At 64.0% G+C, this 26,142-nt stretch carries 22 protein-coding genes; 21 read left to right on the top strand and 1 reads right to left on the bottom strand.

Features of this window, described 5'->3' with window-relative positions; all coding sequences use genetic code 11:
• The first annotated feature begins 67 nt into the window (after positions 1-67).
• From ACZ0BA_RS04340 to ACZ0BA_RS04355, 4 genes are all read left to right on the top strand, one after another.
• The gene (locus ACZ0BA_RS04340; RefSeq protein ID WP_463454706.1) at positions 68-778 is read left to right on the top strand and encodes a Crp/Fnr family transcriptional regulator; all 711 of its coding nucleotides are present in this window, start codon (positions 68-70) and stop codon (positions 776-778) included.
• A gap of 415 nt (positions 779-1,193) precedes the next feature.
• Positions 1,194-3,467: a TonB-dependent receptor gene (locus ACZ0BA_RS04345; protein WP_463450105.1), complete on the top strand. Its 2,274-nt coding sequence runs from the start codon at positions 1,194-1,196 to the stop codon at positions 3,465-3,467.
• Positions 3,467-4,429 (top strand): fatty acid desaturase, encoded by a 963-nt coding sequence (locus tag ACZ0BA_RS04350; protein WP_463450106.1) that lies wholly within the window; start codon positions 3,467-3,469, stop codon positions 4,427-4,429. Before ACZ0BA_RS04345 ends, ACZ0BA_RS04350 begins: the two co-directional genes overlap by 1 nt.
• Positions 4,430-4,433: 4 nt before the next feature.
• The gene (locus ACZ0BA_RS04355; protein ID WP_463450107.1) at positions 4,434-5,222 is read left to right on the top strand and encodes a phosphate/phosphite/phosphonate ABC transporter substrate-binding protein; all 789 of its coding nucleotides are present in this window, start codon (positions 4,434-4,436) and stop codon (positions 5,220-5,222) included.
• Positions 5,223-5,325: 103 nt separating this feature from the next.
• Here ACZ0BA_RS04355 and ACZ0BA_RS04360 read toward each other — a convergent pair whose 3' ends face one another.
• On the bottom strand, positions 5,326-6,291 hold the full coding sequence (locus ACZ0BA_RS04360; protein ID WP_463450108.1) for an aliphatic sulfonate ABC transporter substrate-binding protein: 966 nt from the start codon (positions 6,289-6,291) through the stop codon (positions 5,326-5,328).
• A 213-nt stretch (positions 6,292-6,504) separates the two neighbouring features.
• Between ACZ0BA_RS04360 and ACZ0BA_RS04365 the strand changes: the two genes are divergently transcribed.
• The 17 genes from ACZ0BA_RS04365 to ACZ0BA_RS04445 all read left to right on the top strand — a co-directional run bounded on the left by ACZ0BA_RS04365 (position 6,505) and on the right by ACZ0BA_RS04445 (position 26,132).
• On the top strand, positions 6,505-8,094 hold the full coding sequence (locus ACZ0BA_RS04365) for a flavin monoamine oxidase family protein (RefSeq protein ID WP_463450109.1): 1,590 nt from the start codon (positions 6,505-6,507) through the stop codon (positions 8,092-8,094).
• A 26-nt stretch (positions 8,095-8,120) separates the two neighbouring features.
• Positions 8,121-8,621 (top strand): RidA family protein, encoded by a 501-nt coding sequence (locus tag ACZ0BA_RS04370; protein ID WP_463450110.1) that lies wholly within the window; start codon positions 8,121-8,123, stop codon positions 8,619-8,621.
• A 28-nt stretch (positions 8,622-8,649) separates the two neighbouring features.
• Positions 8,650-11,049 carry a TonB-dependent receptor plug domain-containing protein gene (locus tag ACZ0BA_RS04375; RefSeq protein ID WP_463450111.1) on the top strand — a complete coding sequence of 800 codons (2,400 nt, stop codon included), beginning with the start codon at positions 8,650-8,652 and terminating at the stop codon, positions 11,047-11,049.
• 50 nt (positions 11,050-11,099) lie between these two features.
• Positions 11,100-12,026 (top strand): LysR family transcriptional regulator, encoded by a 927-nt coding sequence (locus tag ACZ0BA_RS04380; RefSeq protein WP_463450112.1) that lies wholly within the window; start codon positions 11,100-11,102, stop codon positions 12,024-12,026.
• Positions 12,027-12,257: 231 nt separating this feature from the next.
• Positions 12,258-13,013 (top strand): ABC transporter permease, encoded by a 756-nt coding sequence (locus tag ACZ0BA_RS04385; RefSeq protein ID WP_463450113.1) that lies wholly within the window; start codon positions 12,258-12,260, stop codon positions 13,011-13,013.
• A 2-nt stretch (positions 13,014-13,015) separates the two neighbouring features.
• The gene (locus tag ACZ0BA_RS04390) at positions 13,016-13,885 is read left to right on the top strand and encodes an ABC transporter ATP-binding protein (protein ID WP_463450114.1); all 870 of its coding nucleotides are present in this window, start codon (positions 13,016-13,018) and stop codon (positions 13,883-13,885) included.
• A gap of 2 nt (positions 13,886-13,887) precedes the next feature.
• Positions 13,888-15,126, top strand: a complete 1,239-nt coding sequence (locus ACZ0BA_RS04395) for an acyl-CoA dehydrogenase family protein (RefSeq protein WP_463450115.1) — start codon at positions 13,888-13,890, stop codon at positions 15,124-15,126.
• Positions 15,123-16,238 carry an LLM class flavin-dependent oxidoreductase gene (locus tag ACZ0BA_RS04400; protein WP_463450116.1) on the top strand — a complete coding sequence of 372 codons (1,116 nt, stop codon included), beginning with the start codon at positions 15,123-15,125 and terminating at the stop codon, positions 16,236-16,238. Before ACZ0BA_RS04395 ends, ACZ0BA_RS04400 begins: the two co-directional genes overlap by 4 nt.
• A gap of 13 nt (positions 16,239-16,251) precedes the next feature.
• A complete protein-coding gene (locus ACZ0BA_RS04405) occupies positions 16,252-17,232 on the top strand; it encodes a D-isomer specific 2-hydroxyacid dehydrogenase family protein (protein WP_463450117.1) in 981 nt (326 codons plus the stop codon).
• Entirely contained in the window at positions 17,229-18,119 is an 891-nt protein-coding gene (locus ACZ0BA_RS04410) for a class II aldolase/adducin family protein (RefSeq protein WP_463454707.1), read from the top strand. Before ACZ0BA_RS04405 ends, ACZ0BA_RS04410 begins: the two co-directional genes overlap by 4 nt.
• A gap of 15 nt (positions 18,120-18,134) precedes the next feature.
• Complete coding sequence (locus tag ACZ0BA_RS04415) at positions 18,135-18,947, top strand: TonB family protein (RefSeq protein ID WP_463450118.1); 813 nt, start codon at positions 18,135-18,137, stop codon at positions 18,945-18,947.
• Positions 18,948-18,961: 14 nt separating this feature from the next.
• Complete coding sequence (locus ACZ0BA_RS04420; RefSeq protein WP_463450119.1) at positions 18,962-19,759, top strand: MotA/TolQ/ExbB proton channel family protein; 798 nt, start codon at positions 18,962-18,964, stop codon at positions 19,757-19,759.
• A gap of 1 nt (position 19,760) precedes the next feature.
• Entirely contained in the window at positions 19,761-20,183 is a 423-nt protein-coding gene (locus tag ACZ0BA_RS04425; RefSeq protein WP_463450120.1) for an ExbD/TolR family protein, read from the top strand.
• Positions 20,184-20,211: 28 nt separating this feature from the next.
• Positions 20,212-21,225: an ABC transporter substrate-binding protein gene (locus ACZ0BA_RS04430; RefSeq protein ID WP_463450121.1), complete on the top strand. Its 1,014-nt coding sequence runs from the start codon at positions 20,212-20,214 to the stop codon at positions 21,223-21,225.
• 32 nt (positions 21,226-21,257) lie between these two features.
• Positions 21,258-23,762, top strand: a complete 2,505-nt coding sequence (locus tag ACZ0BA_RS04435; protein ID WP_463450122.1) for a TonB-dependent receptor plug domain-containing protein — start codon at positions 21,258-21,260, stop codon at positions 23,760-23,762.
• Positions 23,752-24,759: an ABC transporter substrate-binding protein gene (locus ACZ0BA_RS04440; protein ID WP_463450123.1), complete on the top strand. Its 1,008-nt coding sequence runs from the start codon at positions 23,752-23,754 to the stop codon at positions 24,757-24,759. Before ACZ0BA_RS04435 ends, ACZ0BA_RS04440 begins: the two co-directional genes overlap by 11 nt.
• Before the next feature lie 32 nt (positions 24,760-24,791).
• Entirely contained in the window at positions 24,792-26,132 is a 1,341-nt protein-coding gene (locus ACZ0BA_RS04445; RefSeq protein WP_463450124.1) for an LLM class flavin-dependent oxidoreductase, read from the top strand.
• Positions 26,133-26,142 lie beyond the last annotated feature (10 nt).

A 26,142-nucleotide genomic window follows, 5' to 3' on the forward strand; every position in this document is an offset into this window, starting at 1 on the left:
ACACTATAAGAGGCTCGCCATGCAACAAGCTACTCACACCAACGTCTCCGGCAACGCAGTTCTGGCAATGCACGCAGCTACCCCGGTTTCTGCGCCGTCGCCCGCCATCAGCATTATCGGCGCGCAGCAAAACGAACTGCTGCGGGCGCTGTCGCGTGAGGAGCTGGTTAGCCTGTTCGACCACCTTGAACTGGTGCCGCTGACCGCCGGCAAACACTTGTTCGACTTCGGCGACAAGATGGAATATGCCTTCTTCCCAACCAATGCCATCATCTCGCTGCAGTATGTGACCGAAGATGGCGGCGCGACCGAGATCGCCGTGGTTGGCCGCGAAGGCGTGGTTGGTGTGTCGATGTACGAAACCGAACGTGCCAACTGCTCGGCGGTTGTGCAGAGCGCCGGTTACGGCTACCGCATCAAATCGGCCGTGCTGCGCGAAGCCTTCTTCAGCGGCGGCGCCCTGGCGCAGCAGCTGATGCGCCATACCAGCGCGCTGTTCGCCCAGCTGGCGCAGACGGTGGCTGGTGTCCGTCACGGCAGCATCGAGCAGCGCCTGTGCCGCTGGCTGCTGGAACGCCTGGACCGCTCCACCTCCAACGAATTGAAAGTGACGCAGGAGATGATCGCCAATATGCTGGGCGTGCGCCGCGAGAGCATCACCTGCTCGGCCGGTAAGCTGCAGGAAGAGGGCTTGATCGAATACCGTCGCGGCACCGTCACCGTTCTGGATCGCAGCGGCATGGAACGTCGCGCCGGCGGTTGCTACGTCGCCGCATAAGCGCTTCTATATTAGTACGTCTCCGCTTCAAGCCTCTTAATGCAGGTACCTTGGCGCGTGCTGGAGTTGTTCCAGCTCGCGCTGCACCAGGCAATACCACGCCATCGCCCATTTGGACGCCAGCATCGATTCCTCCACCGTCGGCGCGGACATGGTCCGCTGAACTGCCTTCATCTGTCGATGGAGTGCGCGGGCGGCGGGCGTATGTTTGGGGGTGTTTGAAGTATCCATGGGTCTTATTGTGGCCTCAGCACGAAACGCCGGCTGTGCGGTGTACCACGTTGGCGCAAAGCCACTTTCGCTTCGACTTTCTTCTACTTTTCTTCTAAGTAAGCGCGTTTATCTTCCTTTCCCTGTTTTTTACGGGTCTATATACTGTTTACTCATGGTATAGGCTGTTTAAAAAGGAAAAATGATGGGGAAGAGGGAGATTCGGGCTGCGGTGGTGTTGTCGGCTGGCGTCATCGCGGGCGCACATGCGCAGACCGGCGTGCCGGCGCAGGACGCAGATCGTATAGAAAAAGTCGAGGTCACCGCCACGCGTTCCGCCACCGCTGTCGACGTGCAGCAGGTGCCGGCGGCGATCACGGTGCTGAAACCGGACAATCTGACCAAATACGGCTTGGGGAATCTGACCGATATCGCCAGCCTGGTGCCGGCCATGTCGGTGCAAGAGCAGGGCCCCGGCATCAATAACATCACGATGCGCGGGCTGGTCGTGCGTGGCATCGTCCCTTCCGAAGTACAGGATGCGTCGCTGGTCGCCGTCTACATCGACGATATGCCCGTGACGCTGAAATCGTCCAATCCCGATCTCAAGGTGCTCGACCTGGAGCGCATCGAGGTACTCCAAGGGCCGCAGGGCACCTTGTTCGGCGCAGGTGCGATGGCGGGCGCGGTCCGTCAGATCACCCAGAAACCCGATTTGACCGATCTTTTCGGGTCGGTGGAGGCGGTCGGCTCGAGCACCTCCAAATTCGGTGGCGGAAATCACAACCTCCGCGGCATGGTGAACCTGCCGCTGAAAAACGACGTGCTGGGACTTCGCCTGACGGCCTACACGGGTAACGACTCCGGTTACATTCGCAACCAATATAACGGCGCGATCACCAACGCCGTCTCCACCAACCAGGAACGCGCCGCGCTGCGCCTGAAGGCCTCGCGCGACCTGGTGGTCGACGCCAGCGTCACCGTCTCCAACGTCAAGGCAGGCGTCAACGACGCCTATGGCGACCTGGCGCCGTACACCACCTTCGCGCTGATCCCGCAAACCAGCAACGACAAACTGCAGTTGTATAACGTCGGGGTCAACTACGATCTGGGCGGCGCGCAGCTGGTGTCGTCGACTTCTTATCTGCACCGCGACACCTTGTACGTGACTTCGGCCCAGTATCCGGCGACCGCCTTCATCTTCGGCGGGCAAAATCCGCTGATGCAGGCCGCATACACGATCGGTAACAAGGTCGAGGACTTCGCGCAGGAATTCCGCGTCAATTCCAAGGGCCAGGGTCCGTTCAAGTGGACCGCCGGCGCCTTCTTCGAGAAAGGCAAGCGCAATACGCTGCAGGATGAGCCGACCGTCGGTTTCGATGCGCGTTACGCGGCGACTCGCAACTTCCCCGGCTATAGCTCGCTGACCAATGAACTGGCTTTCAATCCGGACGACTTCTTCTCCGGCGCGCAAAACACCAAATCGCGCCAGGCCGCGCTGTTCGCGGAAGCGACGTACACCGTTTGGGAGAAGCTGGACCTGACGGCCGGGGTGCGGCTGTTCCGTGGCACGCAGGACTTCGATCTGCGTTTCAGCGGCTTGTTCGGCAATCTGGTCGGCGCCACGCCGGCCGCCCCGGTTGGACAGCCGACCCTCAGCAACAGCAGCGCGACGTCGAAGGGCGCCAATCCGCGCTTCGTCGCCGCCTATCGCCTTGATCCGGATCACACCTTGTACGCTTCGGCGGGTAAGGGCTTCCGCTACGGCGGGAATAACCAGCCGGTGCCCTTCAACTTCTGCGGCATCAACGCGCCGACCACTTTTGAGCCGGACAGCCTGTGGAACTACGAGGTCGGCTCGAAAAACACGCTGCTCGATCACCGCATGACGTTCAACGCCAGCGCCTATGTGATCGAATGGAAGGACGTGCAGGTCTTTAACCGCCTGCCTTGCACGTACTACTTCACGCAAAACGCCGGCAAGATCCGCAGCGAAGGCCTGGAACTGGAAACGGCCTTCAAGCTGACTCGCCGCGCATCGGTGGGATTGAGCGCGGCCTACAATCACGCCTACGCCACGCGCACCGTGGTGACCGGAATCGCGGCGCAGAACATTCCCGAAGACAGTCGCGTGCCGTATGCGCCGCGCTTGTCGGCGACGGCAACCGCCAGCTACAGCATTCCTGTGCGTGGCACGGACGAAGTGGGCATCTCCGCCAGCTATGCGTATCGCGGCGACGCTTACACCAACTTCGCGCCGGAGCAGGGTAGTTATGCGCGCATTCCGTCGTCGAACACGGTCAACGCCACCCTGACGTACAAGACTGGCGCCTATGAAGTTGGCCTGTTCGGGACCAATCTGACCAATGGCGCCAAGGTGAGCGATGTGGTTCCTAACACGATAGCGATTCAGCCTGGTAATCTGGTGTACATGGCGCGTCCCCGCACCGTGGGGCTGCGCGTTAAAGCGAGATTCTGATGTTGAAGCAGCGGCCATCCGAGTATATCGATGCGCGTCAGCGCGGCGAGGTCGCTGCGGAACGGGGCCGCCTGCTATGGCTCGGCGAATGGCCGACCTGGATGCTGATCGTGGTGATCCACGGCGGCTGGCTGCTGACGCTTGCCTATTGGCGTGAGATCGGATCGGTGGTCGCTACGTTGCTGATGATCTGGTGGTGTGCGTGGTACATGTCGCTTCAGCACGAGCTGATACACGGCCACCCCACCCGCTGGCCGGCGGTGAATCGCTTGTTCGGGTATCTGCCGCTGGCGGTCTGGTATCCCTATGGACTGTACCGCGACAGCCATCTGCGGCACCACAACGATTTTCATTTGACGATGCCTGCGCTGGACACCGAGAGTAATTACGTCGCGCCGGCGCGATGGGCGCACATGAACAAGCCTTTACGCGCACTGCACTGGTTTAATAAGACCTTCTGGGGCCGCATGCTGGTTGGGCCGGCGCTGGGCGTCACCGGCGCCTGGGTCGAGGCGGTGCGCGAGCCCTTACGCGGCGACTGGCGCAATGTGCCGATGTGGCTGACCCATGTCGCCGTGCTTGCGGCGATGTTGTGGTGGGTACGGTCGGCGTTCGGCGTCGAGCCGCTGTATTATCTGCTGGCGATTTCGTATCCGGCGCAATCGCTGGCCATGGTGCGTTCTTACTACGAGCACCGTCCGGCGGCCGATCACAAACAACGCATCGTGCTCAACGAAGCCGGCTTCGTGTGGCGCGTACTGTTCCTGAATAATAATCTGCATCTGGTCCATCACGACCTGCCTTCGGTGCCGTGGTACCTGCTGCCGCGCGTCTACAAGGCCAGGCGAGTGGCTTACAATACGCGCAGTGGCGGTTTTCATGTCGAGGGTTATGGACAGTTGATGCGCCGCTTTGGTTTCGGTGCGATCGACGCGCCGGTTCATCCCCACATGCCGGATTAATCACATGACGTGGACAGCAGCCCTGCCGATGTACAACGTCTCCGAACGGCTAGGGCAAGTGTATGAGGCTTTGCTGTTAGCGGTGGCGCAGGAGGCCGGGCAGAGCGTTGCGCTGGAATCGCCTTCGGACTTGACGTCGTTCTGGCGGCGGCGGGATCTGCTGCTTAGCCAGACGTGCGGCTATCCCTATATGACCCAGCTGCGCGGCGAGGTGACGCTGGTTGCCACGCCTTGTTACGACTTCGCCGGGTGTTCGGGCAGCGATTATTCCAGTGTGATCGTGGCGCGCGAGGATGCGGGTGTCGATGTCCTGGAGGATGCGCTCGGACTGGTCGCGGCGGTCAATGATTTGAATTCCAATAGTGGCATGAATGTGCTGCGCCATGCGGTGGCGCCGCTGGCGCGGGGTGGACGGTTTTTCGGCAAGGTGATTCAGTCGGGGAGCCATGCCGCCAGCGTGCGCATGGTGCGTCAGGGCGCTGCTGATATCGCGGCGGTCGATTGTGTCACCTGGGGATATCTCGCGCAGGAGGACCCCGGAGCGGTGAGGGGATTGAAGGTATTGCGGTATTCGGTCGCGTCGCCGGGGTTGCCGTTCATCGCGGGCGGCGCAGTGGAGGAGGAGCTGGTGCTGCGCTTGCGAGAGGCTTTGCTGCGGCCGACGTCGCGGTTGCGACAGTTGATGGAGGTGCTGAACATTCGCGCCTTCGAGTACCGCGACGACGCGGACTACCAGCGGATACTTCAAATTCAAACCGAAGCCGAGGCGGCGGGTTATTCGGGGATCACGTAGGGCGGATTAGCGTAGCGTAATCCGCCAATGCATGCTCCGCCTGCGGCTCACAGATGGCGGATTACGGCTTCGCCTAATCCGGCCTACGTCTCCCCGTGGGATTTTACTTCGCGCCGCGCCACAACGGTACTGCCGTCGCATCCAGCTTGCGCGGCAGCAGACCCTCACCAAAGAACGCGTCGGCGATGCGCTGCTGTTCGCCCAGCGCATCCTTCTGCACCAGCCGCACGTCGTAGCTGCGCCGGCTGTTGGCCAGTTCCACCGTCTTCGCATCCAGACCCCACGCCGGCGCCAACAACTCGGACGCCTCCTTCGGCGATTGCTTGACCCACTTGCCGGTCTTGCGCAAGGCTTCAAACACCACTGCCAGCACATCCGAACGCGCCTCCGCATAGCTGGTTGCGGCCAGGTAGTAGCGCTGATAGTCCGCGATATTACGGCCGTCTGCGAGGATCTTCACTGACGACTGTCTTTGTACGCCGGCCAGGTAAGGGTCCCACGTCACCCAGGCGGCGACGCTGCCACGCTCAAACGCCGCGCGTCCGTCCGCCGGCGTCAGGTATGCGGGCTCGATGTCCTTGAAGCGCAAGCCGGCTTTGTCCAACGCAGCGATCAGCAGGTAGTGGCTGCCGGCCGCCTTGGTCAGGGCGATCTTCTTTCCCTTCAAATCGGCCACGGTGGTGTAGGGCGCATCAGCGCGCACGACGATCGCTTGCGCCGATGGCGACGGCGCCTCCTGCGCGAAATACGTCAACTGCGCGCCGGCCGCTTGCGCGAACACCGGCACCGTGTCCGCCACATCGGCGCTCAGATCGACGCCTCCGACGTTGAGCGCCTCCAGCAGCGGCAGTCCGCTCGAGAACTCATGCCAACTGACTTTTACGCCCAGCGGCGCAAGATCCTGTTCCAGCTGGCCGCGCACTTTGAGAATGGTCAGCAGTGTGGACGACTTTTGATAGCCGATGCGCAGCGTCGATGGTTTTTGCGCCAGCACCGGCAAGGAGGCCAGTGGCAACAAGGATGTCAGCGCTAACAGGGATAGCACGGTACGGCGGCGCGGCGTGAACATGAGGCTCCGGAAGTTGGTTATCTTTCGATTGTAGGTCGCGTGGCGTCGGTGCCGGAACGAATGGTTTCGCGTTTGGATATAGCGCCATCAGATATCGCTCACGTAAATACATTATTCTCAAATTTCATATTTCCATATGATAAACAATTAGTTTCTACATAATTATCCTCGTCATAAGATCGCTCCGACCTAACCAATTTTGTGGAGCCACTTATGACAGTATCGCGTCGGAACTTCCTCGTGCAGCTTGCTGCGACCAGCGGCTACGCCGCCGCCACCGCCGCAATGACGACCTTGGGATTGGGCGCACCGGCGATCGCGCTCGCCGGCCAAACCGCCGCGCCGCAACTGGCGCCCGGCTCGGGCAAAGGGCTGCGCGTGCTGGTGCTGGGCGCCGGCATCGCCGGGCTGGTGTCCGCTTACGAATTGCGCAAGGCTGGCTATGACGTGCAAGTGGTCGAGGCGCGCGAACGCGTCGGCGGCCGTAACTGGACCATCCGCAACGGCACCCGCATCGAGTACACCGACGGCACCACGCAGACAGCGGAATTCGAACCAGACCATTATTTCAACGCCGGGCCGGCGCGTTTGCCCAGCCATCACCAGACGATCCTCGGTTACTGCCGCGAGTTCGGTGTGGAGCTGGAGGCGGAGGTCAACACCAGCCGCAGTGCTTATTTTTTGCCAGATATGGCCAAGGGAGGACAGCCGATCCAGCTGCGCCGCGCCATTAACGACGCGCGCGGACACATCTCCGAGCTGCTGGCCAAGTCGGTCAATCGCGGCGCGCTCGATCAGGAGCTGAGCGCCGACGACCGCGCGCGGCTGGTTGAATTCCTCAAGCTCTATGGCGACCTGACGCCGAAGGCGGAATTCAAGGGCACCGAGCGTTCCGGCTACAAGGTTTTTCCCGGATCGGCGGAGCAGGTGGGCGAAAGGCAGGAGCCGTTGTCGCTCGAGGCATTGCTGGACCCGGATCTGTGGACCTCTCTCATTTTCGATGAGCTGCTGATCTTCCAGCCGACGATGCTGCAGCCGGTTGGCGGCATGGACCGCATACCCCATGCCTTCCACGAGCGGCTGAAGGACGTGGTTAGGCTAAACACAGAGGTGAAGGCCATCCGCAATAAGCCGACTGGCGTGGATGTGACGGTGCGCGACCGCGCCAGCGGCAAGGAGCAGGTGCTCACGGCGGATTTCGCCATCACGACTTTCCCTTTGCCGGTGCTGGCGCTGGTCGACACCAATTTCTCGCCGGAGGTGAAAGCCGCGATCTCCGGCGTCCACTACGACACGGCCAGCAAGATCGCATGGCAATCGCGCCGCTTCTGGGAGACCGATACGCATATTTACGGCGGCATCTCCATCGTCAAGCACGAGACGGCGCTGATCTGGTATCCCAGCGGCGGCTTTCACAAGGCCACCGGCGTGCTGGTTGGCTGCTACAACATCGGCCAGGCGGCGCGCGACTTCACGGCGACGCCGTTGGCGGCACAGTTCTCGTCCTCGCGCGGCGCCATCGACCGCGTACATCCGGGGCGCGGCGTGGAACTGCAGCGTCCCGTCAGCGTCGCCTGGCACAAGGTCCCGTTCAGCCTTGGGTCGTGGGTGCATTGGGCCACGCCGGCGGAAAAGGAATACACATTGCTGAATAAGCCGGAGGGACGCGTCCACTTCGCCGGCGAGTATCTCAGCCAGATCGGCGCGTGGCAGGAAGGCGCCGCGCTGTCGGCCCACCATGCCATCGCCGCCATCGCACACCGCGTTTCCGCCGGCGCCGCCGTCGCCAAGCGCGCCGCCTGATTTTTTCCACATCGAGAGACCACACCATGAAAATTACCACCAAAGTACTGATCGCAAGCCTGTTGTTGTCCACCGCAGCCGCGCAGGCGCAACAGATCAAGCGCACGCCGATCCCCAATTCCAATTTCCCGATTTCGGTCGCGGTGACGGTGCCTGCCAATGCGGAGACGATCTACTTCAGCGGCGTGCTGCCGGACGTCGCCGACGCCGCCGCGCCAAAGGGAACGCCTGCCGCCTATGGCAGCACCGAGACCCAGACCGCGTCTGTGCTGCGCAAGCTGCAGGCCGCGCTGGCAACCGAAGGCCTGACCTTCGGCGATGTCGTGTCGCTGCGCGTGTTCCTGGTGGGCGATCCGAAGCTGGATAACAAGCTCGATTTCAACGGTCTGAATGCCGCCTTCGGCCAGTCCTTCGGCACCGCCGCGCAGCCAGCCAAGCCGGCCCGCACCGCGTTGCAGGTCGCCGCGCTGCCGCTGCCCGGCGCCCTGGTGGAGATCGACTTGGTCGCCGCCCGCGTCAAGCCATAATTTTTCTATCTTTCAGGAGCTGAACCGCATGAATCAACCATCATCGATCCGACCGAGTCATCGTTTTCCTATTCGTCCCTTAACACTGGCCATCTCGTTGTTGTACGCTGGCGCGTCGCCGGCCATGGCGGCGGAAGCCGAACCCGAAACGTCGGCTTTGGCCGCCGCCATCGTGCAGGATGTCGTGGTCACCGGAACGCGCGACATCCAGCGTTCGGCCGGAGAGAGTCTCAGTCCCATCGATGTGATCAGCGCCAAGGATTTGCAGCGCACCGGCCAGACCGATTTGCGCGATGCGCTGGTCAAGCTGCTGCCTTCGATCAACCGGCTGGCCCAGACCGGCGACGCCGCCAACCTCACCAGCGCGTTGACCTTGCGCGGGCTCAGTCCCAATCACGTTCTGCTGCTGGTCAATGGCAAGCGTCGTCACACGTCCGCCAACATCACGGCGGATGCCGGCTCGCAGCAGGGCGCCACGCCGGTCGACATCGATCTGATACCGGTCAGCGCAGTCGATCATATCGAGGTGCTGCGCGACGGCGCGGCGGCGCAATACGGCTCGGACGCCATCGCCGGTGTGATCAACGTCATACTCAAGTCGTCCAGCCAGGGCGGAAGCCTGACCGCCACCACGGGCGAATACTATAAACATGACGGCTTCACGCTGGGCGGCGCGGCCGATATCGGTCTGCCGCTCGGTGCGGACGGCTTCCTGCATTTAAGCACGGAGTACCGCAGGCACGAACACAGCGTGCGCAGCGGCGCCGACGAGCGCACCGGCACCTTCATCAATAAAACCCTCGGCGATCCGCAGATCCGTCGCGAATCGTTTGGCGCCAATGCCGGCATCGTGGTCAATAAGGATGTCGAGTTGTATGCCTTCGGCACAGCCGCCCATCGCGCGGGCGGCAGCTATCAGAACTACCGGCTGCCATCGCGGCTGCCGCAGGTGCACCCCAACGGTTTCAGCCCCATCGAAACCAGCAACGAGACCGATGCCGCGTTGACCGCCGGCGCCAAGGGCGCGGATCTGGCGGGATGGCGCTGGGACCTGAGCGCCAGCTATGGCGTCGACAACGTCAAGATCAATATGGTCGATTCCGCCAATCCCGATTTGTATGCGGCGACCGGCGCCACGCCCACCAGCTTCCATCTGGCGCAGTACAAGAACATCCAGCAAAGCGCCAACGCCGACCTTGCGCGCTCGCTCGATACCGGTTTTCTGCCTTCGTCCTTGAGCGTGGCGCTGGGCGCAGAGTTCCGACGGGAGACTTATGAGGTGGGGCAGGGCGACGAGGCGTCGTACTTCGGCAGCGGCTCGCAGGCTTTGCCCGGTTTGTCCCCGGTCAGCGCCGGCAAGCACTCGCGCAACATCGGCGCGGCCTATGTCGATTTTTCGACAAAGCTGACCAGCCAGTGGGAGGCCGAACTGGCTGGCCGCTACGAACATTATAGTGACGCCGGCAGCACCCGCAACGCGAAGGTCTCGACCCGTTACGAGTTCAATCCGCGCTTGGCGGTTCGCGGGACGGCCAGCACCGGCTTCCGCGCGCCATCACTGGCGCAGGAAAACTACACCAGCCTTGCGGTTTCGCCCACCACCGCCGGCGGCCAATTGGCCGTCAATTCGGAGGCGGCGCGCAAACTTGGCGCCCTGGCGCTGCGTCCTGAAAAATCGCGCAGTTTCAATCTGGGGCTGGTCGCCGAGCCGATAGAGAACCTGCATGTGACGGTCGACGCCTACCGCATCCTGATACGCGACCGTATCGTCCAGGGCGGAACGTACACCGGCCAGGCGGCCATCGATGCGCTGACGGCGGCCGGGATCAGCCTTCCGAGCGGCTTGTCGTCGGTGAGCGCCAGCTACTATGCCAACGGCGTCGATACCCGCACGCAGGGCCTCGATTTTGTCGCGGGCTATCCGTCCAATTTGGGAAGCCTGGGCCGCATCGACTGGGATTTGAGCGCCAACATCAACACCAGCAAGGTGACCAAGGTCGCCAACGACGGCAACGGCCAGACATTGCTTAACGCCCAGCAGGTTGGTTACCTGACCACGGCCACGCCCAAGAACAAGTTGATACTCGGCGGCGTATGGACCCTGGATGACTGGAGCGTGAGCCTGCACGCGACCCGTTACGGCAAGACCGCCACCGAAGCGACTTTCTATTCGGGGCCGAATATCTACTCGACGACGGTGTTCAACCACATAGAAAACAAGCCGAAGACGCTGACGGATCTCGAGGTGCGCTACGCGGTGACGAAAAAGCTGCAATTGGCCGCCGGCGCGACCAACCTGTTCGACGTCTATCCGACCAAGGTGCCACCCATCAGCCGCTATCTGGGCGTCTACCAGTACGACAATGCGGCCGCGCAGATACCATTCAACGGCGGCTATTACTATGTCAGGGCGGACTACAAGTTCTGATTAGGGGGTAATATGGCGTCTGTTTTGGCCGGGTTTAACTCAATACTTACATGAAAATAGATGACATCAGTGCGTTCGTGGCGGTGGTGCGCAGCCAGTCGGTCAGCGCCGCCGCCGAGACGTTGGGGCTGACGCAGTCGGCGATCACGCGCCGCGTGCAGAACCTGGAGCAGGAGCTGGGCGTGGAACTGCTCGATCGCAGCGTCAAGCCCCCCAAACCTAGCCTGATGGGCAAACAGGTGTTCGAGCAATGCGGCAAGGTGCTGCAGGAAGTCGACCGCCTGCGCGACCTGGTACAGGTGGACCAGGCGCCCACCGGCGTGTTCCGCATCGGCGTGATTCAGACCATCGGCGATGTGGTGCTGCTCGATACGCTGCAAAAGCTGAACCGCACTTTCGATGGATTGCATACCGAGGTGACGTCGGGATGGGGTTCACAATTGGTCGAGCGGGTCGCCAACGCTGAAATCGACGCCGCCGTGGCGCTGTTCCCGGCTACGAAAGTTCTCCCCGAAGGACTGCGTGGCCGCACACTGGGCCGCATCGAGCTGGTGATCGTCGCGCAGAAGGGCGCGATGCCCAAGCGCAGTTACAAACTGCGCGACATTTTCAGCACCGGTTGGGTGCTCAATCCGGACGGCTGCGGCTTCCGCGCCGGGCTGGCGCGGGCGCTGATGGAGCAGGGGCTGTCGTTCAAGATCAATCTGGAGACCTTCGGCACCGACCTGCAACTGGGATTGGCCGCCAGCGGCCTGGGTCTGGGTCTGATGCCGCGCCCCATACTGGAGCGCAGCCGCCACCGCGCGCAGCTCGATATCGTCAACGTGGTGGACTTCAAGCCGGTGCTGGACATCTGGCTGGTGCAGCCTTTGCAGCCAGGCCCGGTGCAGCACGCGATCGATTTCTTCGCGCAGGCGGTGCAGCACGCGTTCGCCGAGGCGCCGTTGAAGGCGGTGCCCAAGGTCGCTGCACGGTAGTTGTTAATTATTCCTGAAAATCATATATCAATAGTCGAAACAATTAGTTTTGACATAATCATTTGCTACCTATACTAGATTTCAACGGCTCGCGAAGCCTTCGAATCCTCAGCATAGGGAAGCAAAGACATGTCGGTTTCAACTCCTGCCTACGGCGGCGCGACAGCACCAGTATCTTCTTCCGTACCGGCTACTGATACGGCGCCCGCCAAAACCAAGCCATCCATTCTTTTGTCCGTATTGCGGCGCGCCGCCAGCCCGCTGGTGCTGCTGGCGCTGTGGGAAGTGGCTTCGCGCACCGGCGTTCTGCCGGAGCGGGTGCTGGCGGCGCCGTCGCAAATCTTCGTCACGCTGGGCGAGTTGATCGCCTCCGGCGAAATGGGCAGCAACGTCTGGGTCTCGCTGCACCGCGTGCTTACCGGCCTGTCGGTGTCGCTCACGCTGGGCACCGCGCTGGCGCTGGTCGCCGGCCTGTCGCGCCAGGGCGAAGTGGCGGTCGACTCGACGATGCAGATGGCGCGCACCTTGCCCTTCCTCGGCCTGGTGCCGCTTTTCATTCTGTGGTTCGGCATCGGCGAGTTCACCAAGATCGCGCTGATCGCCTTTGCCACCACCTTCCCGATGTACCTGACGCTCTACAGCGGCATACGCGGCATCGACTCCAAGCTGGTGGAGGCGGCACGCCTGTTCGGCCTGAGCTACCCGCAGTTGATCGTCCACGTGATCCTGCCGGGCGCCTTGCCTTCCTTCCTGGTCGGCCTGCGATATTCGCTGGGCGTGAGCTGGCTGTCGCTGGTGGCGGTGGAACAGATCAACGCCACGGCGGGTCTGGGCTACCTGATCAACAACGCCCGCGACTTCATGCGCACCGACGTCATTGTCGTCTGCCTGCTGGTCTATAGCCTGCTGGGCCTCGCCACCGATTTGCTGGTGCGCGCCATCGAACACTATGCGCTGGCCTGGCGTCCGACCTTCATCAAGGACTGAGCATGCAAACCATACAACTTGACCTGCCCGGCGCTGGCGCTGGCATCACTGCACGCAACGACGGCGCGTCCAGCTTCCGTCCGGACGCGCCGGTCCCGTCGCGCACTCCGGTCCAAGCCCGCTTGCTGAGCAAGCAATTCGGTCCCAACGTCATTCTCGACCAGCTCAATCTCGACATCCGCGCCGGCGAATTCGTCGCGCTGCTGGGCCGTAGCGGTTCCGGCAAGACCACGCTGCTGCGCGCACTGGCGGGGCTGGACCGCATCACCTCCGGCACCCTGGAGGTGCCGCAAGCCCGCGCCGCCGTGTTCCAGGAGCCGCGCCTGATGCCGTGGAAGCGCGCCTGGCGCAACGTCACACTGGGACTGAAGATCGACCAGCCACGCGAACGGGCACGCAAGGCGTTGGCCGAGGTGGGGCTGGATCACCGCGAGAACGCCTGGCCAGCCACGCTGTCCGGAGGCGAGGCGCAGCGCGTGGCGCTGGCCCGGGCGCTGGTACGCGAGCCGCAGTTGCTGCTGCTCGACGAGCCATTTGCCGCGCTGGACGCGCTGACCCGCATCCGCATGCACCAGCTGATCCTGGCATTGTGGCGTCAGCACCGGCCGTCCGTGCTGCTGGTGACCCACGACGTCGACGAGGCGGTGCTGCTGGCCGACCGCGTGCTGGTGCTGGAGAAGGGCCGTATCGTTTCCGACATCACGATCACCCAGCCGCGTCCCCGCAGCGCCGAGCGGCCCGAGTTCCAGCGGGTCCGCGCGCAGTTGCTGCAATTGCTCGGTGTCGAAACCGATGCCCCGGCTCCCGTGCACGAGCCGGAAATCCTCGCGCCGGTCCACACCCCCTTCAACTTTAGTAACTTCTCGATCTGATCATGACCACATCCGTCCTTCGCCTGCCAGTCATCGATCCCGCTCATTCGCTGGACAGCCCGGAATTCGCCGCGCTGCTGGAGGATCTGAGCGCCGAATTTGCCGCCACCGCCGAACAGCATGATCGGGACGCCAGCTTCCCGCATCAAAACTTCGAGCGCCTGCATGAATTGGGCCTGCTTGGCCTGACCGTGCCGCGCGCCCTTGGTGGACTCGGCGCCAACCTGGCACAGACCACCCGTGTGGTGGCTGCCGTGGCGCGCGGCGAACCTTCCACCGCGCTGGTGCTGACGATGCAGTATCTGCACCACGCGTCGGGCAGGCAGTCGAAGTGGCCGCAGCACCTGCTGCACCGGGTGGTGGAAGAGACCTTGCGCGACGGCGCGCTGATCAACGCATTGCGCGTGGAACCAGAACTGGGCACGCCGGCGCGCGGCGGCCTGCCGGCGACGACCGCGCGGCGCACGCCCGAGGGCTGGCGCATCAGCGGCCGAAAAATCTATTCGACCGGCATACCGCGCCTGACGTGGCTTGGCGTCTGGGCGAAAAGCGACGATGCCGAGCCGCTGGTCGGCAGCTGGCTGGTGCGCCGCGATACGCCCGGCATCACCGTCATTGAAAACTGGGACCACCTGGGCATGCGCGCCACCGGCAGCCACGAGGTGATATTCGACGACGTCCTGGTGCCGCTCGACCATGCGGTGGAAGTGGCGCCGGCCGGCTCCGCGCCGGACCTCGACGCCTCGCTGCTGCTGTGGATGTCGGTGCTGCTGTCGGCCATTTACGACGCCGTGGCCCGCGCGGCCCGCGACTGGCTGGCGAACTGGCTGGAGGAACGCGTGCCGGCCAACCTTGGCGCGCCGCTGTCGTCGCTGCCGCGTTTCCAGGAGGCGTTGGGCCAACTGGATGCCTGGCTGTTCTCCAACCGTGTTCTGATCGACGCCGCCGCCAACGGCGCGGTCCCGGGAGCCGACGCCTTCCGCGTCAAATACCTGGTCACCAACCAGGCGATCCAGGTGGTGGAAAAGGCGATTGAACTGAGCGGAAATCCCGGCCTGTCGCGTACCAACCCATTGCAGCGCCATTACCGCGATGTGCTGTGCAGCCGTATCCACACGCCGCAGAACGATACGATTTTAGTCAACAGCGGCAAGGCGGCCTTCGCCGCCCGCGCCGCAAAAAAAACCTCCTCGTCCGGCGTGGCCGGTATTTCATCCATCACTGCAAAGGAAGCACCATGAGCATCGAATTCATCGGCTTTAGCGCCACCCAGGAAGTATCCGAAACCGTGCTGCCGCAGGGTTCCGTTGTCAACAAGAGCTTCCTGGGGGCGGTTGCCCGCGCCCACGAATACGCTGGGTTCGACCGCGTGCTGGTGGCCCACAGCAGCGCTTCGGTGGACGGCTTCCAGGTGGCCTCCTATATCGCCTCGCAGACGCAAAAGCTGGGCATCCTGCTGGCCCATCGGCCCGGCTTCGTGTCGCCGACGCTGGCGGCGCGCCAGTTCGCCACGCTGGACCACTTCAGCGACGGCCGTCTGGCGGTCCACGTCATCAGCGGCGGCGATGACACCGAACAGCAGCGCGACGGCGACTTCCTCGACCACGATCAGCGCTACCAGCGCACCGACGAATACCTGGACGTGGTCCGCAAGACCTGGACCTCGGAAGGTCCGTTCGACCACGAAGGTCCGATCTACCGCTTCAAGGGTCAAAACGCCGGCGTGCGTCCGCTGCACAACCAGCATATTCCGGTCTACTTCGGCGGCTCGTCCGAGGCCGCCATCGAAGTGGCCGGCAAGCACGCCGACGTGTACGCGCTGTGGGGCGAATCGCTGGCCCAGGTGGCGGACACGATTGCCCGCGTGCGGGCCGCCGCCGCCAAGCATGGCCGCGCCGACAAAATCCGTTTCAGCCTGTCGCTGCGTCCCGTGCTGGCGGCGACCGAGGATCAGGCCTGGGCCAAGGCCGACGCCATTCTGGCCACCGCCACGGAGCGTGTGAAGGGCAACGCCCACTTCAGCCAGCGCCCGCAGCAACCGCAGAACGCCGGCTCCCAGCGCCTGCTCGATACGGCCGCGCAGGGCAGGGTGGTCGACGAGCGCCTGTGGACCGGTATCGCCGCGCTGACCAAGGCGGCCGGTAATTCCACTGGCCTGGTCGGTACGCCGGAGCAGGTACGCGACGCGCTACTGAAATACTGGGAACTGGGCGTGACAACCTTCCTGATTCGCGGCTTCGATCCGATCCAGGACGCGCTGCAGTATGGCCGCGAGTTGATTCCCCTGGTGCGCGCGGCGGTTGCGGAGCGCGAAGCGCTGCAAGCCGACCAGCCTTCGCGCCTGGCCGCCTGATACGGAGTAGTCGATGAGCGAAATCATTAGTCAACCCGCGCGTTTGAGCAAAAGCGACATCATCGTCGCCAGCCAGTTCGACCCCAAAGTCAACGCGCTGCTGGCCAAGCGCACCGGCCTGGCCGTGCGCGATGTGCCACCCGGCCCGCTGACCGCGCTGCCGCCGGGCGCGGACGTGCTGTTCGCGCTGCCCGCGCCGAAGGGCCAGACGCTGTTGCGCACACCCGCACCGGCCGGCTGGGACGCGGTGCGCTGGGTACAATTGGCGTCGGTCGGCATCGACTACTACCCCGACTGGCTTTTCGACGGACCGGTGGTGACCTCGGCGCGCGGCACCGCATCGGTGGCGATTGCCGAATACGTGCTGGCGGCGATCTTCACGGCGGCCAAGCATATTCCGGAGATCTGGCTGCAGCAGGCCAGCGAATGGCGCCGGCTGACGCTTGGTCTGGTGCAGGGCACGACGCTGGGCCTCTACGGATTCGGCTCCATCGGCCAGGCGTTGGCGCAACGGGCGCTCGCGCTGGGCATCAAGGTCATTGCGCTGCGTCGATCGGACACGCCATTCGGTGTCGACGGCGTGGAACGGGTCGACTCGCTCGAGCAGCTGCTGGCACGCTCCGATCACCTGGTGCTGGCGGCGCCGTCCACCGCCGAGACGCGGCACGCCATCAGCCGCGCAGCGCTCGCGCATGCGAAACCCGGTCTGCACCTGATTAATATCGCGCGGGGCAATCTGGTCGACCACCAGGCGCTGCTCGACGCGCTCAACGAAGGCAAGGTGGCGCTGGCGACGCTGGACGTGACCGATCCCGAGCCGCTGCCAGCCGGCCACGCCTTCTACGGCCATCCGCGCGTGCGCCTGTCGCCGCACATTTCGCCGAGTACCGACCAGATCGTGCCGGCGCTGATCGACAAGTTCGTGCTGAACCTGGACCGCTTCCGTAGCGGCCAACCATTGACCGACGTGGTCGACACCGCGCGCGGATACTGAACCTACAAGGAACCATCATGAGCAGCTCATCACCACTTCACTCGGCGCCGCTGTCGCGGCCACACCTTCGCCAGGTCGGAAAAAATACCCCGCGTCCGGCGATTTACGCCGCGCCGCGCGACGCCAACGGCAGCGTCATTTTCGCCGAACCGCCACCGCCGCCCACCATCGAAGGCCAGCGCCAGTACCGCAAGGAGCGCCTTGCCGTCTCATTCCGCCTGTTTGCGCGCTATGGCTACGACATGGGCGGCGCCGGCCATATCACCGCGCGCGACCCGGAATACCCGGATCACTTCTGGGTCAACCCGGCGGGCGTCTACTTCGGTCACATTCGCGTATCGGACCTGATCCTGGTCAGCCACGACGGCAAGGTCGTCGAGGGAGACGGCTTGCTGAACCGCGCCGCGTTCGCGATCCACTCGGAGCTGCACAAGGCGCGGCCGGACGTTATCGCCGCCGCCCATTCGCACGGCTTGTACGGCAAGGCGTTCGCCGCCCAGGGCAGGCTGCTCGACCCGCTGACCCAGGATTCCTGCGCGTTCTACCAGGATCACGCGATCTTCTCGGACTTCAGCGGCGTGGTGCTCGATTCGAGCGAGGGCGAACGCATCGCCGCCACGCTGGGCCAGCGTAAGGCTGTGATCTTGCAGAACCATGGCTTGCTGACGGTCGGCGCGTCGGTGGAGTCGGCGGTGTGGCGCTACATCGCCTTCGAGAACGCGGCTCAGGCGCAGTTGTTGTCCGAGGCGGCCGGGCCGACCAAGCCGATTCCGCACGAGGTGGCGCTGCACACAGCCGGCCAGATCGGCTCGGACGCCGGCGGCTGGTTCAGCTTCCAGCCGCTGTGGGATGTGATCACGCGCGAAGAGCCGGACCTGTTCGACTAATCAAGGAGGATCATCATGTCTAGCGCCACGCTGTCATTGAACGATGCATACCAGGCCGGCCAGGCAGACGCCATTGCCGCAGGTTCCCTCGGGGCCGGACTCGTTACGTCCTATCCGCACGGCGCGACAGAGAGGCCGGCCGGCTGGCTGCGCAGTCCTGGCGCCGCAGGCACGGTGCTGGTGCATGGTGCGGCGCTGCTGGCCATCTGGAGCTTTTCCAGCGCCGTTGTCAAACCATCGGCGCCACCGCCGGTGGTGGAGCTGATCCGGCTGCAGCCGGAACCCAAGAAGGAGCTGGCGCCGCTCAAGCCGGAGCCGGTGAAGGAAAAACCGGTGCAGCTGGCGCCGCCCAAACCGGTGGCCCAGCCTTTGCCGACGCCGAAAACGGTGGAGACCTCCGCCGACAAAGCCGAGACCTACACGCCGCCCGCGCCGCCGGTGCAGGCCGCGCCCATCGGCCCTGTGACCCCGGTGGCGCCGGCTCCGCCGCAGCCGCCCGTGCCGGCGCCGGTGGCCGCCGCGCCCAAGCAGATCAGCACCGAAGGCATCCCCACCGATTATGTGAACCAGGTGTACGCCCGTATCAACAGCAATACCGACTATCCGCGTGAAGCAAAAATGCGCCGCCAGCAGGGCAAGGTCGGCTACCGCCTGACCCTCAATCCGCAGGGCGCGCTGATTTCCTTCGATATCCAGTCGTCCGGCGTGGAAGTGCTGGACGAGGCGGCGCGCGACGCGATTCGGCGCGCGGCGCCATTCCCCCGGTTGCCCGATCTGGGCGGCAGCACCTATCTGCTGGCCGGGAACATCGTCTTCAAAATTAACTAGTCAAGGAAAACGCCATGAGTGCTACCCAAGTTGTCGCCCAGTCTGTTGCTCATCTGTCACCGTTGCAGCTATTCGAGCAAGCCGACATTATCGTTAAATCCATCATGGTGGTGCTGGTGCTGGCGTCGCTCGCCAGCTGGGGCGTCATCATCGACAAGCTGCTGCGCTTCTCGCGCCTGCGCCGCAACGCCATCGCCTGGATAGGCGCGCTGGCCGGACAGCGCTCGCTGACGCGGCTCGCCCAGGAACTCAAGCAAAATACGCAGGACCCTTTCGCCCGTATTTATCACGCCATCGTCGACGAGTGGCACACCAGCCACCGCCTGCATCTGCACATCGATGCGGCGGGGCGCGACAGCCTGAAGGAACGCATCAACCGCGTGGGCCAGATCAGCAGCAACGTCGAAGTGGAGCAGCTTCAAAAAGGCTTGTCGATCCTGGCGACGGTCGGTTCGGTGGCGCCTTTCGTGGGCCTGTTCGGCACCGTCTGGGGCATCATGAATGCGTTCCAGGGCATCGCCGCCAGTAACAGCACCAGCCTGGCCGTGGTGGCGCCGGGGATCGCCGAGGCCTTGTTCGCCACCGCGCTAGGCCTGGTGGCGGCGATTCCCGCCGTCGTCGCGTATAACCGCGCCTCCGGTGATTTGAACAGCTACGCCGCCCGCCTTTCCACGCTGGTCGGACTGGTCGAAGTGCAGCTGTCACGCCAGCTGGAAGCGGGGGAGGGGCTGGTGGAGAATGTCGACACCGCGCCGGCCAAGGCCGACCGCGCAGCGCGCAACGTCACGCCGCTGGCGGCGCAGGGAGCCTGACATGGGCGTTCGTCTCTCCTCAGGCCCGGCCCACCGTCCAGGTCCGGTCAGCGATATCAATGTCACGCCGTTGGTCGATGTCATGCTGGTGCTGCTGATCGTTTTCATGGTCGCGGCGCCGATGATGACTGCCGGAGTCAAGGTCGATCTGCCGACTTCCAGCGCCAAGCCGCTGGAAGAGCCCAAGCCGCCTATCGTCGTCAGCATCGACGCCAGCGGCACGGTGTTCGTCAACCAGACCGCCTCCACGCCGGACACCTTGCTGCCGCTGATGGCGCAGGAAGCCGCCGGCGACAAGGAGCGCCGCATCCATCTGCGCGGCGACCAGGCGCTCGCTTATGGACGCATCGTCAAGACCATGGGAACCCTGAACGACGCCGGCTACGCCCGCATCGCGCTGGTCTCGGAAGCACCCGCGCCCTAAACACCCACACATTATAGAGGCACGAAAAATGGATTCGATCACTTCGAAGGGCGACACTCGCCGTCAATTTCTGCGCCGGAGCGCGCGCCTGGGCGCCGGCGCCGGGCTGGCCGCGCTCTTGGGCGGCTGGAGCAACGCCACCCGTGCGGCGGCGGCCCAGCTGCGCGACACCACGCTGCGCGTCGGCACCTACAAGGGCGGCGACTCGTATTACTTCAACGATGCCGGCGTCGCCGCCACACCTTACAAAACGGCGCTGGCCGAATTCGCGGCCGGGAACCTGATCGTCGAGGCGCTGGCTTCGGGCTCGCTGGATTTCGGCGGTATGAGCGAGATTCCGCCGATCTTCGCCGCCGCCAGCGGCGCGCCGTTGAAGGTGATCGCCGTGCTGCGCGGAGACGTCAACAACCAGGTGGTGCTGGTGCCGAAAAATTCGCCCATCACCGATCCCGCCCAGTTCAAGGGCAAGCGCATCGGCTATGCGCGGTCGACCACCTCGCACTACTTCCTGCTGCAACTGCTGAAGGAGAACGGGCTGGGATTCAAGGATATCGAGGCGGTTGCGCTGCCGCCGCAAGATGCATTCGCGGCGTTCAAGAGCGGACAGCTCGATGCGTGGGTGATCTATGGCCTGGTGGTGGAGCTGGCCAAAAGCCAGGAGGGCGCGCGCGTGCTGCGCACGGCGGACGGCTACTTGTCCGGCAATTACGTCATCAGCGCATCCACCCAGGCGATCGCGGACCCGCTCAAACATGCCGCCATCGGCGACTACCTTCAGCGCGTGGCCAAGGTCTACGACTGGATCAACCGCAATCCGAAGCCCTGGGCGGCCAGGAGCGGACAGATCGCCGGGGTGCCGCCGCAATTCTTCCTGAACCAGGTCATTCAGCGCAGCCAGCCCTACAAGCTGGTGGCGGTGGACGACGCCGCGATCAAGTCGCAGCAGCGGGTGGCGGACGTTTTCTCCGACGCCGGCCTGCTGGCGCGCCGCATCGACGTCAAACCAATCTGGGACCGCAGCTTTTCGAAGTACCTGGCCTGACCAAAAAACATAACGATTGAGGGAATCAACGCATGCAGCAGTATAAAAACAAACAACCAAAACTGAAGGCCCTGCGTCTGGCGCTGCTGGCGACCGGCCTGCTGGGAGGCGTGACGGCGCTGGCGCAGACCAGCGTGGGGCAGGTGCAGGATGTGGTGGTGACTACCGGTGTGCGCGGCGAGGCGCGCACGGTGGCGGATAGCCCGGCGCCGATCGACGTGATCAGCGGCGAGCAGTTGATCCATACCGGCCGCGCCGAGTTGGCCGAGGCGCTCGGACGCCTGCTGCCATCGTTTAACTTCGGCACCAACCAGGCGGGCGTGAACTCCGTTGTGCGGCCGGTCAGCAACCGTGGCCTGGGGCCCGCCTACACGCTGGTACTAGTCAACGGCAAGCGGCGCCACAATTCGGCCCTGCTGACCAATGGTGGCGGCGACACCAGCGGTGTCAACGCGATCGATCTCGATACCATTCCGCTCAGCGCCATCGACCATATCGAGGTGCTCAAGGACAGCGCGGCCGCGCAATACGGATCGGACGCGGTGGCCGGGGTGGTCAACGTCATCCTCAAGGCGGGCAATCACGGCGGCCAGATATCGGCCAGCTACGGAGAATTGAAAAGCGGCGCAGGTGACCTGTCCAACAAGAAGCTGGAGGGCGATGTTGGCTTTGCGCTGGGCGACGACGGTTTCGTCCACATCGCCACCGCGCTGCGCAAACGTGGCCAGTCCTGGAATAACTTCCCGTCGAAGAATCTGGTGGCGTATTCGCCCGCATCGAATCCCAAGAACGCGACCTGGGACCGCGACGGCGCCCACAACGGCGATCCGGGCATCGAAGCCTACGATCTGGCTTTCAACGCCGAGAAGCCGTTCAACAAGGACATCACACTGTATGCCTTCGGCACCGCCGGCACCCGCAATACGGTAGCGGGTAATAACTTCCGCCGTCCTAACGGGCTGGCGACGTTAGCGCAGGTGTACCCGGACGGCTACTTCGCGCTGAATAATATGAGCGCTTTCGACTTCCAGCTGAACGCCGGCGCGCGCGGGCGCACCGCCGGCTGGAACTGGGACATCAGCACCGGCTATGGCAAGAACCGCGCCCGCCAATACAGCAACCTGACCTTGAACCCTTCGCTGGGGCCGACCTCGCCGACCAGCTTCGATAACCTGGCCGTTTATCAGTTCGAACAATGGACCACCAATGAGGACTTCACGCGCGCCTTCGACATCGGCCTGATAAAGCCGTTGCAGTGGTCGTGGGGACTGGAGCAGCGCGTCGAGCGCTTTACCACCTATGCCGGCGATCCGCTGGGTTACATCAACGGCGGCTACATCTTCAAACCTGGCGACCAGGAAGGTAATCCGAATGTCGGCAAGCCGGCGGCCGTCGGCGCGCAGGCGGGCGTGGCGCTGTCGCCCGCCGACGCGACCAGAATCCAACGCACGGTGCTGGCGATCTACAACGATATCGGCTTCTATCCTGTCGAGAATCTGTTTGTCGACGGCGCGGTGCGCGCGGAGCACTACAACGACAGCGCCGGTAACACCGCTAGTGGAAAGATCAATAGCCGTTATGACTTCTCGCCGAAGTTCGCCATACGCGGCACCGTCGGTTCCGGATTCCGGGCGCCTTCATTGACGCAATCGGGTTACTCGCAGACCGACAACCGCACCAACATCAACCCCGTCAGCGGCGTCGTCGAGCCCAGCTTGTCCAAGCTGCTGCGCAACGATTCGGCGCTGGCCCGCCAGTTCGGCGCGCGCGATCTGGATCCCGAGAAGTCGGTCAACTTCGGTCTTGGCCTGGTGCTTAAGCCTGCGGACAACATCAACATCACGCTGGACGGTTACCAGGTCAAGGTCAAGGACCGCATCATCCGCAGCGGCTACATGTTCGGCCCCGCGTTTGCGCCGACCCTGGTCGCCGGAGGACTGACCGGAACCGAATGGGTACAGTACTTTGCCAACGGGGTCGACACCCGAACGCGCGGCGCCGACCTGGTGGCCGACATCACCAGCGACTACGGTACCTATGGCCTGGTGCGCTGGGGCGCGGCGGTCAATTGGAACCGCACCACGATCACCAATATCAAGGCGACGCCGTCGGAAATCACGGGACTGGGCGCCAACCCGGGCGGCAGTTCGGTATGGTTCGGCTACTCGGCCGGTGGCGGCATCGGCGATCTGACTGCCACGCCGAGGACCAAGCTGATTTTGTCGGCGCGCTGGTTCATTGGTCCGGTCGAGGCCAATCTGCAAACCACTCGCTACGACTCGTCGACCTGGCAAACCACCGCCGATCGCGCCAGGGATTATCACTTCGGCGCCAAGTGGCTGACCGATCTCGATGTCAGCTATGCGGTCACCAAGCGCGCCAAGCTGGTACTGGGCGCGGCCAACCTGTTCGACACCAAGCCGGATCGTAACGGCCCTGGCGACGCCAACTCCGGCAGCAGCGGCTTTGTCTACGGACCGGCGCCATTCGCGCCGAGCGGCGCCTATTACTATGGCAAGGTCACTTATGACTTCTGATCCGAATCGCATCCGGCGTTTGCTGGCGATGATGCCGGCTGCGGCGCTGCTTGGCGCCTGCGGCAAAGGCGGCAAAGGCGGCGACGCTGCAAGCACCGGCGCTGCGGCCCCGGTCGACCTGTCCAAGGTGACCGTGGTGCTTGGCGACCAGGTCAAGCTGCTGCGCACCAAGGCCGAAGCGGCCGGCGTGCTCAATGACGTGCCGTACAAGATCCAGTGGGCCAGCTTCCAGGGCGCCGCGCCTCTGTTCGAGGCGGTGGTGTCGGGCGATGTCGATACCGCGATGGCGGCCGATACGCCGGCCCTTGCGGCGGCCGCCGGGGGCGCCCGTGTCAAGGTGGTGGCGGCCAGCGTGTCGTCGCCGACCGGCGTCGCGATACTGGTGCCGGCCGGCTCGCCCATCAAGTCGGTGGCCGATCTCAAAGGCCGCAACGTGATTGTCTCGTCGGCGCGCGGCAGTGTAGCGCATTACCTGTTGTTTGGGGCGCTGCGCGAGGCGGGCCTCAAACCGGACGACGTCACCACCGGCTTCCTGTTGCCGAGCGATGCCGCAGCCGCTTTCTCCAGTGGGAAGATCGAAGCCTGGGCCACTTTCGGCACCTATCAAGCCAATGCGGAGATCCACGGCGCGCGCGTGCTGCGCGACGGCGTGGGCATCAATTCCGGCATCGGCGTGATCGCCGCTTCGGATGCTGCGCTGGCCGATCCGGGCAAGCGCGCCGCCCTGGCCGATGTGCTGCGGCGCCTGGCGCTCTCCAATACCTGGGCCAACGCCCATCCCAAGGAGTATGCCGAAGTGTTCCAGCGCCTGACCGGTTTGCCGGCCGATGTGGTCAAGCTGGTGGTCAATCGCGACCGCCCGCAGCTACGCCCGGTCGATCAGCAGATCGTCACGCAGTTGCAGCAGGTGGCCGATACGTTTTTTGAAGCCAAGCTCTTTCCGCGCCGGGTCGACGCCAGTCGGCTGGTCGACACCACACTTTTCAAGCCGGTCTAACGCCGGGTTCAATTCCTATCAGGAGCATCGCCATGACCACATCGCAAGCAGCGCGCCAACTCAAACTCGGTTTCATTTTGCATGGCGTCGGCCCCGGCTGGGGCGATTGGCGTCATCCGGATGCCGATCCGACCGCCAGCACCAATATCGATTTCTATCTGCGCCAGGCCAAACTGGCGGAGGAGGGCAAGTTCGATTTCCTGTTTGTCGCCGACAGCGTCCACATCACCGAGAAATCCAGCCCGCACTACCTGAACCGCTTCGAGCCGCTGACCATCCTGTCGGCGCTGGCCACCGCAACCAAGAATATCGGTGTGGTGGGAACACTGACGGTCAGCTACAGCGAGCCTTACACGGTCGCCCGCCAGTTCGCATCGCTGGACCATATCAGCAAGGGCCGCGCCGGATGGAATGTGGTCACGTCCTGGCTGTCGGGCAGCGCGGAGAACTACGGCAAGCCGACGCACCCGCCGCACGAAGTGCGCTACCGTATCGCCGCCGAGCATCTGCAAACCGTGCAGGGGCTGTGGGATTCGTGGGAGGACGACGCGCTGGTGCACGACAAGGCCAGCGGCCAGTTCATCGACCCGGACAAGCTGCACACGCTGCACCATCAAGGAGAGTTTTTTTCGGTGCGCGGCCCGTTGAACATCAGCCGCTCGCCGCAAGGGCAGCCGGTCATCTTCCAGGCCGGCGCTTCGGAGGACGGGCGCAATTTCTCGGCGCGCCACGCGGAGGCTTTCTTCACCGAGGGCTCGAGCTTCGAATCGTCCCAGGCCTACTACGCGGACATCAAGAAGCGCGCGGCCGCCTTCGGCCGTCCGGCCGGCAAGCTGGCGGTGCTGCCGGCCCTGCGCGCCATCGTCGGCAAAACCGAGGAGGATGCGCAACGCCTCTACCAGGAAGCTGTCGCGCTGGTGCGCATCGAGGATGCGCTGGTGGCGCTGGCGCGGTCGTTCAACGAACATGACCTGACGCAGTACCCGCTCGACGGGCCATTCCCGGACATCGCCCAATACGGCGCCGAGAGCAATCGCAGCGCCTCCGAGCGCATCATCCGCACCGCCCGTGAAGAAAACCTGACCTTGCGCGAGACCGCGCTGCGCTGCGCCAGCCCGCGCAAGGAGTTTGTCGGCACCGGCGTGCAGGTGGCCAACGCGATCCAGCACTGGTTCGACGGCGGCGCCGCCGACGGGTTTATACTGTTTGAATCGCTGCCGTACCAGCTTGACGCGTTTGTCACCGAGGTGGTGCCGGTGCTGCAGCAGCGCGGCCTGTTCCGCCGGGACTACGAACACGCGACCTTGCGCGGCAACCTCGGGCTGGACGTGCCGGAAAACCGCAACGCCGCCGCGCGCCGGCAGGCCGCCTGATACGGCGACC

This window comes from Duganella sp. AC917, from assembly GCF_979258245.1.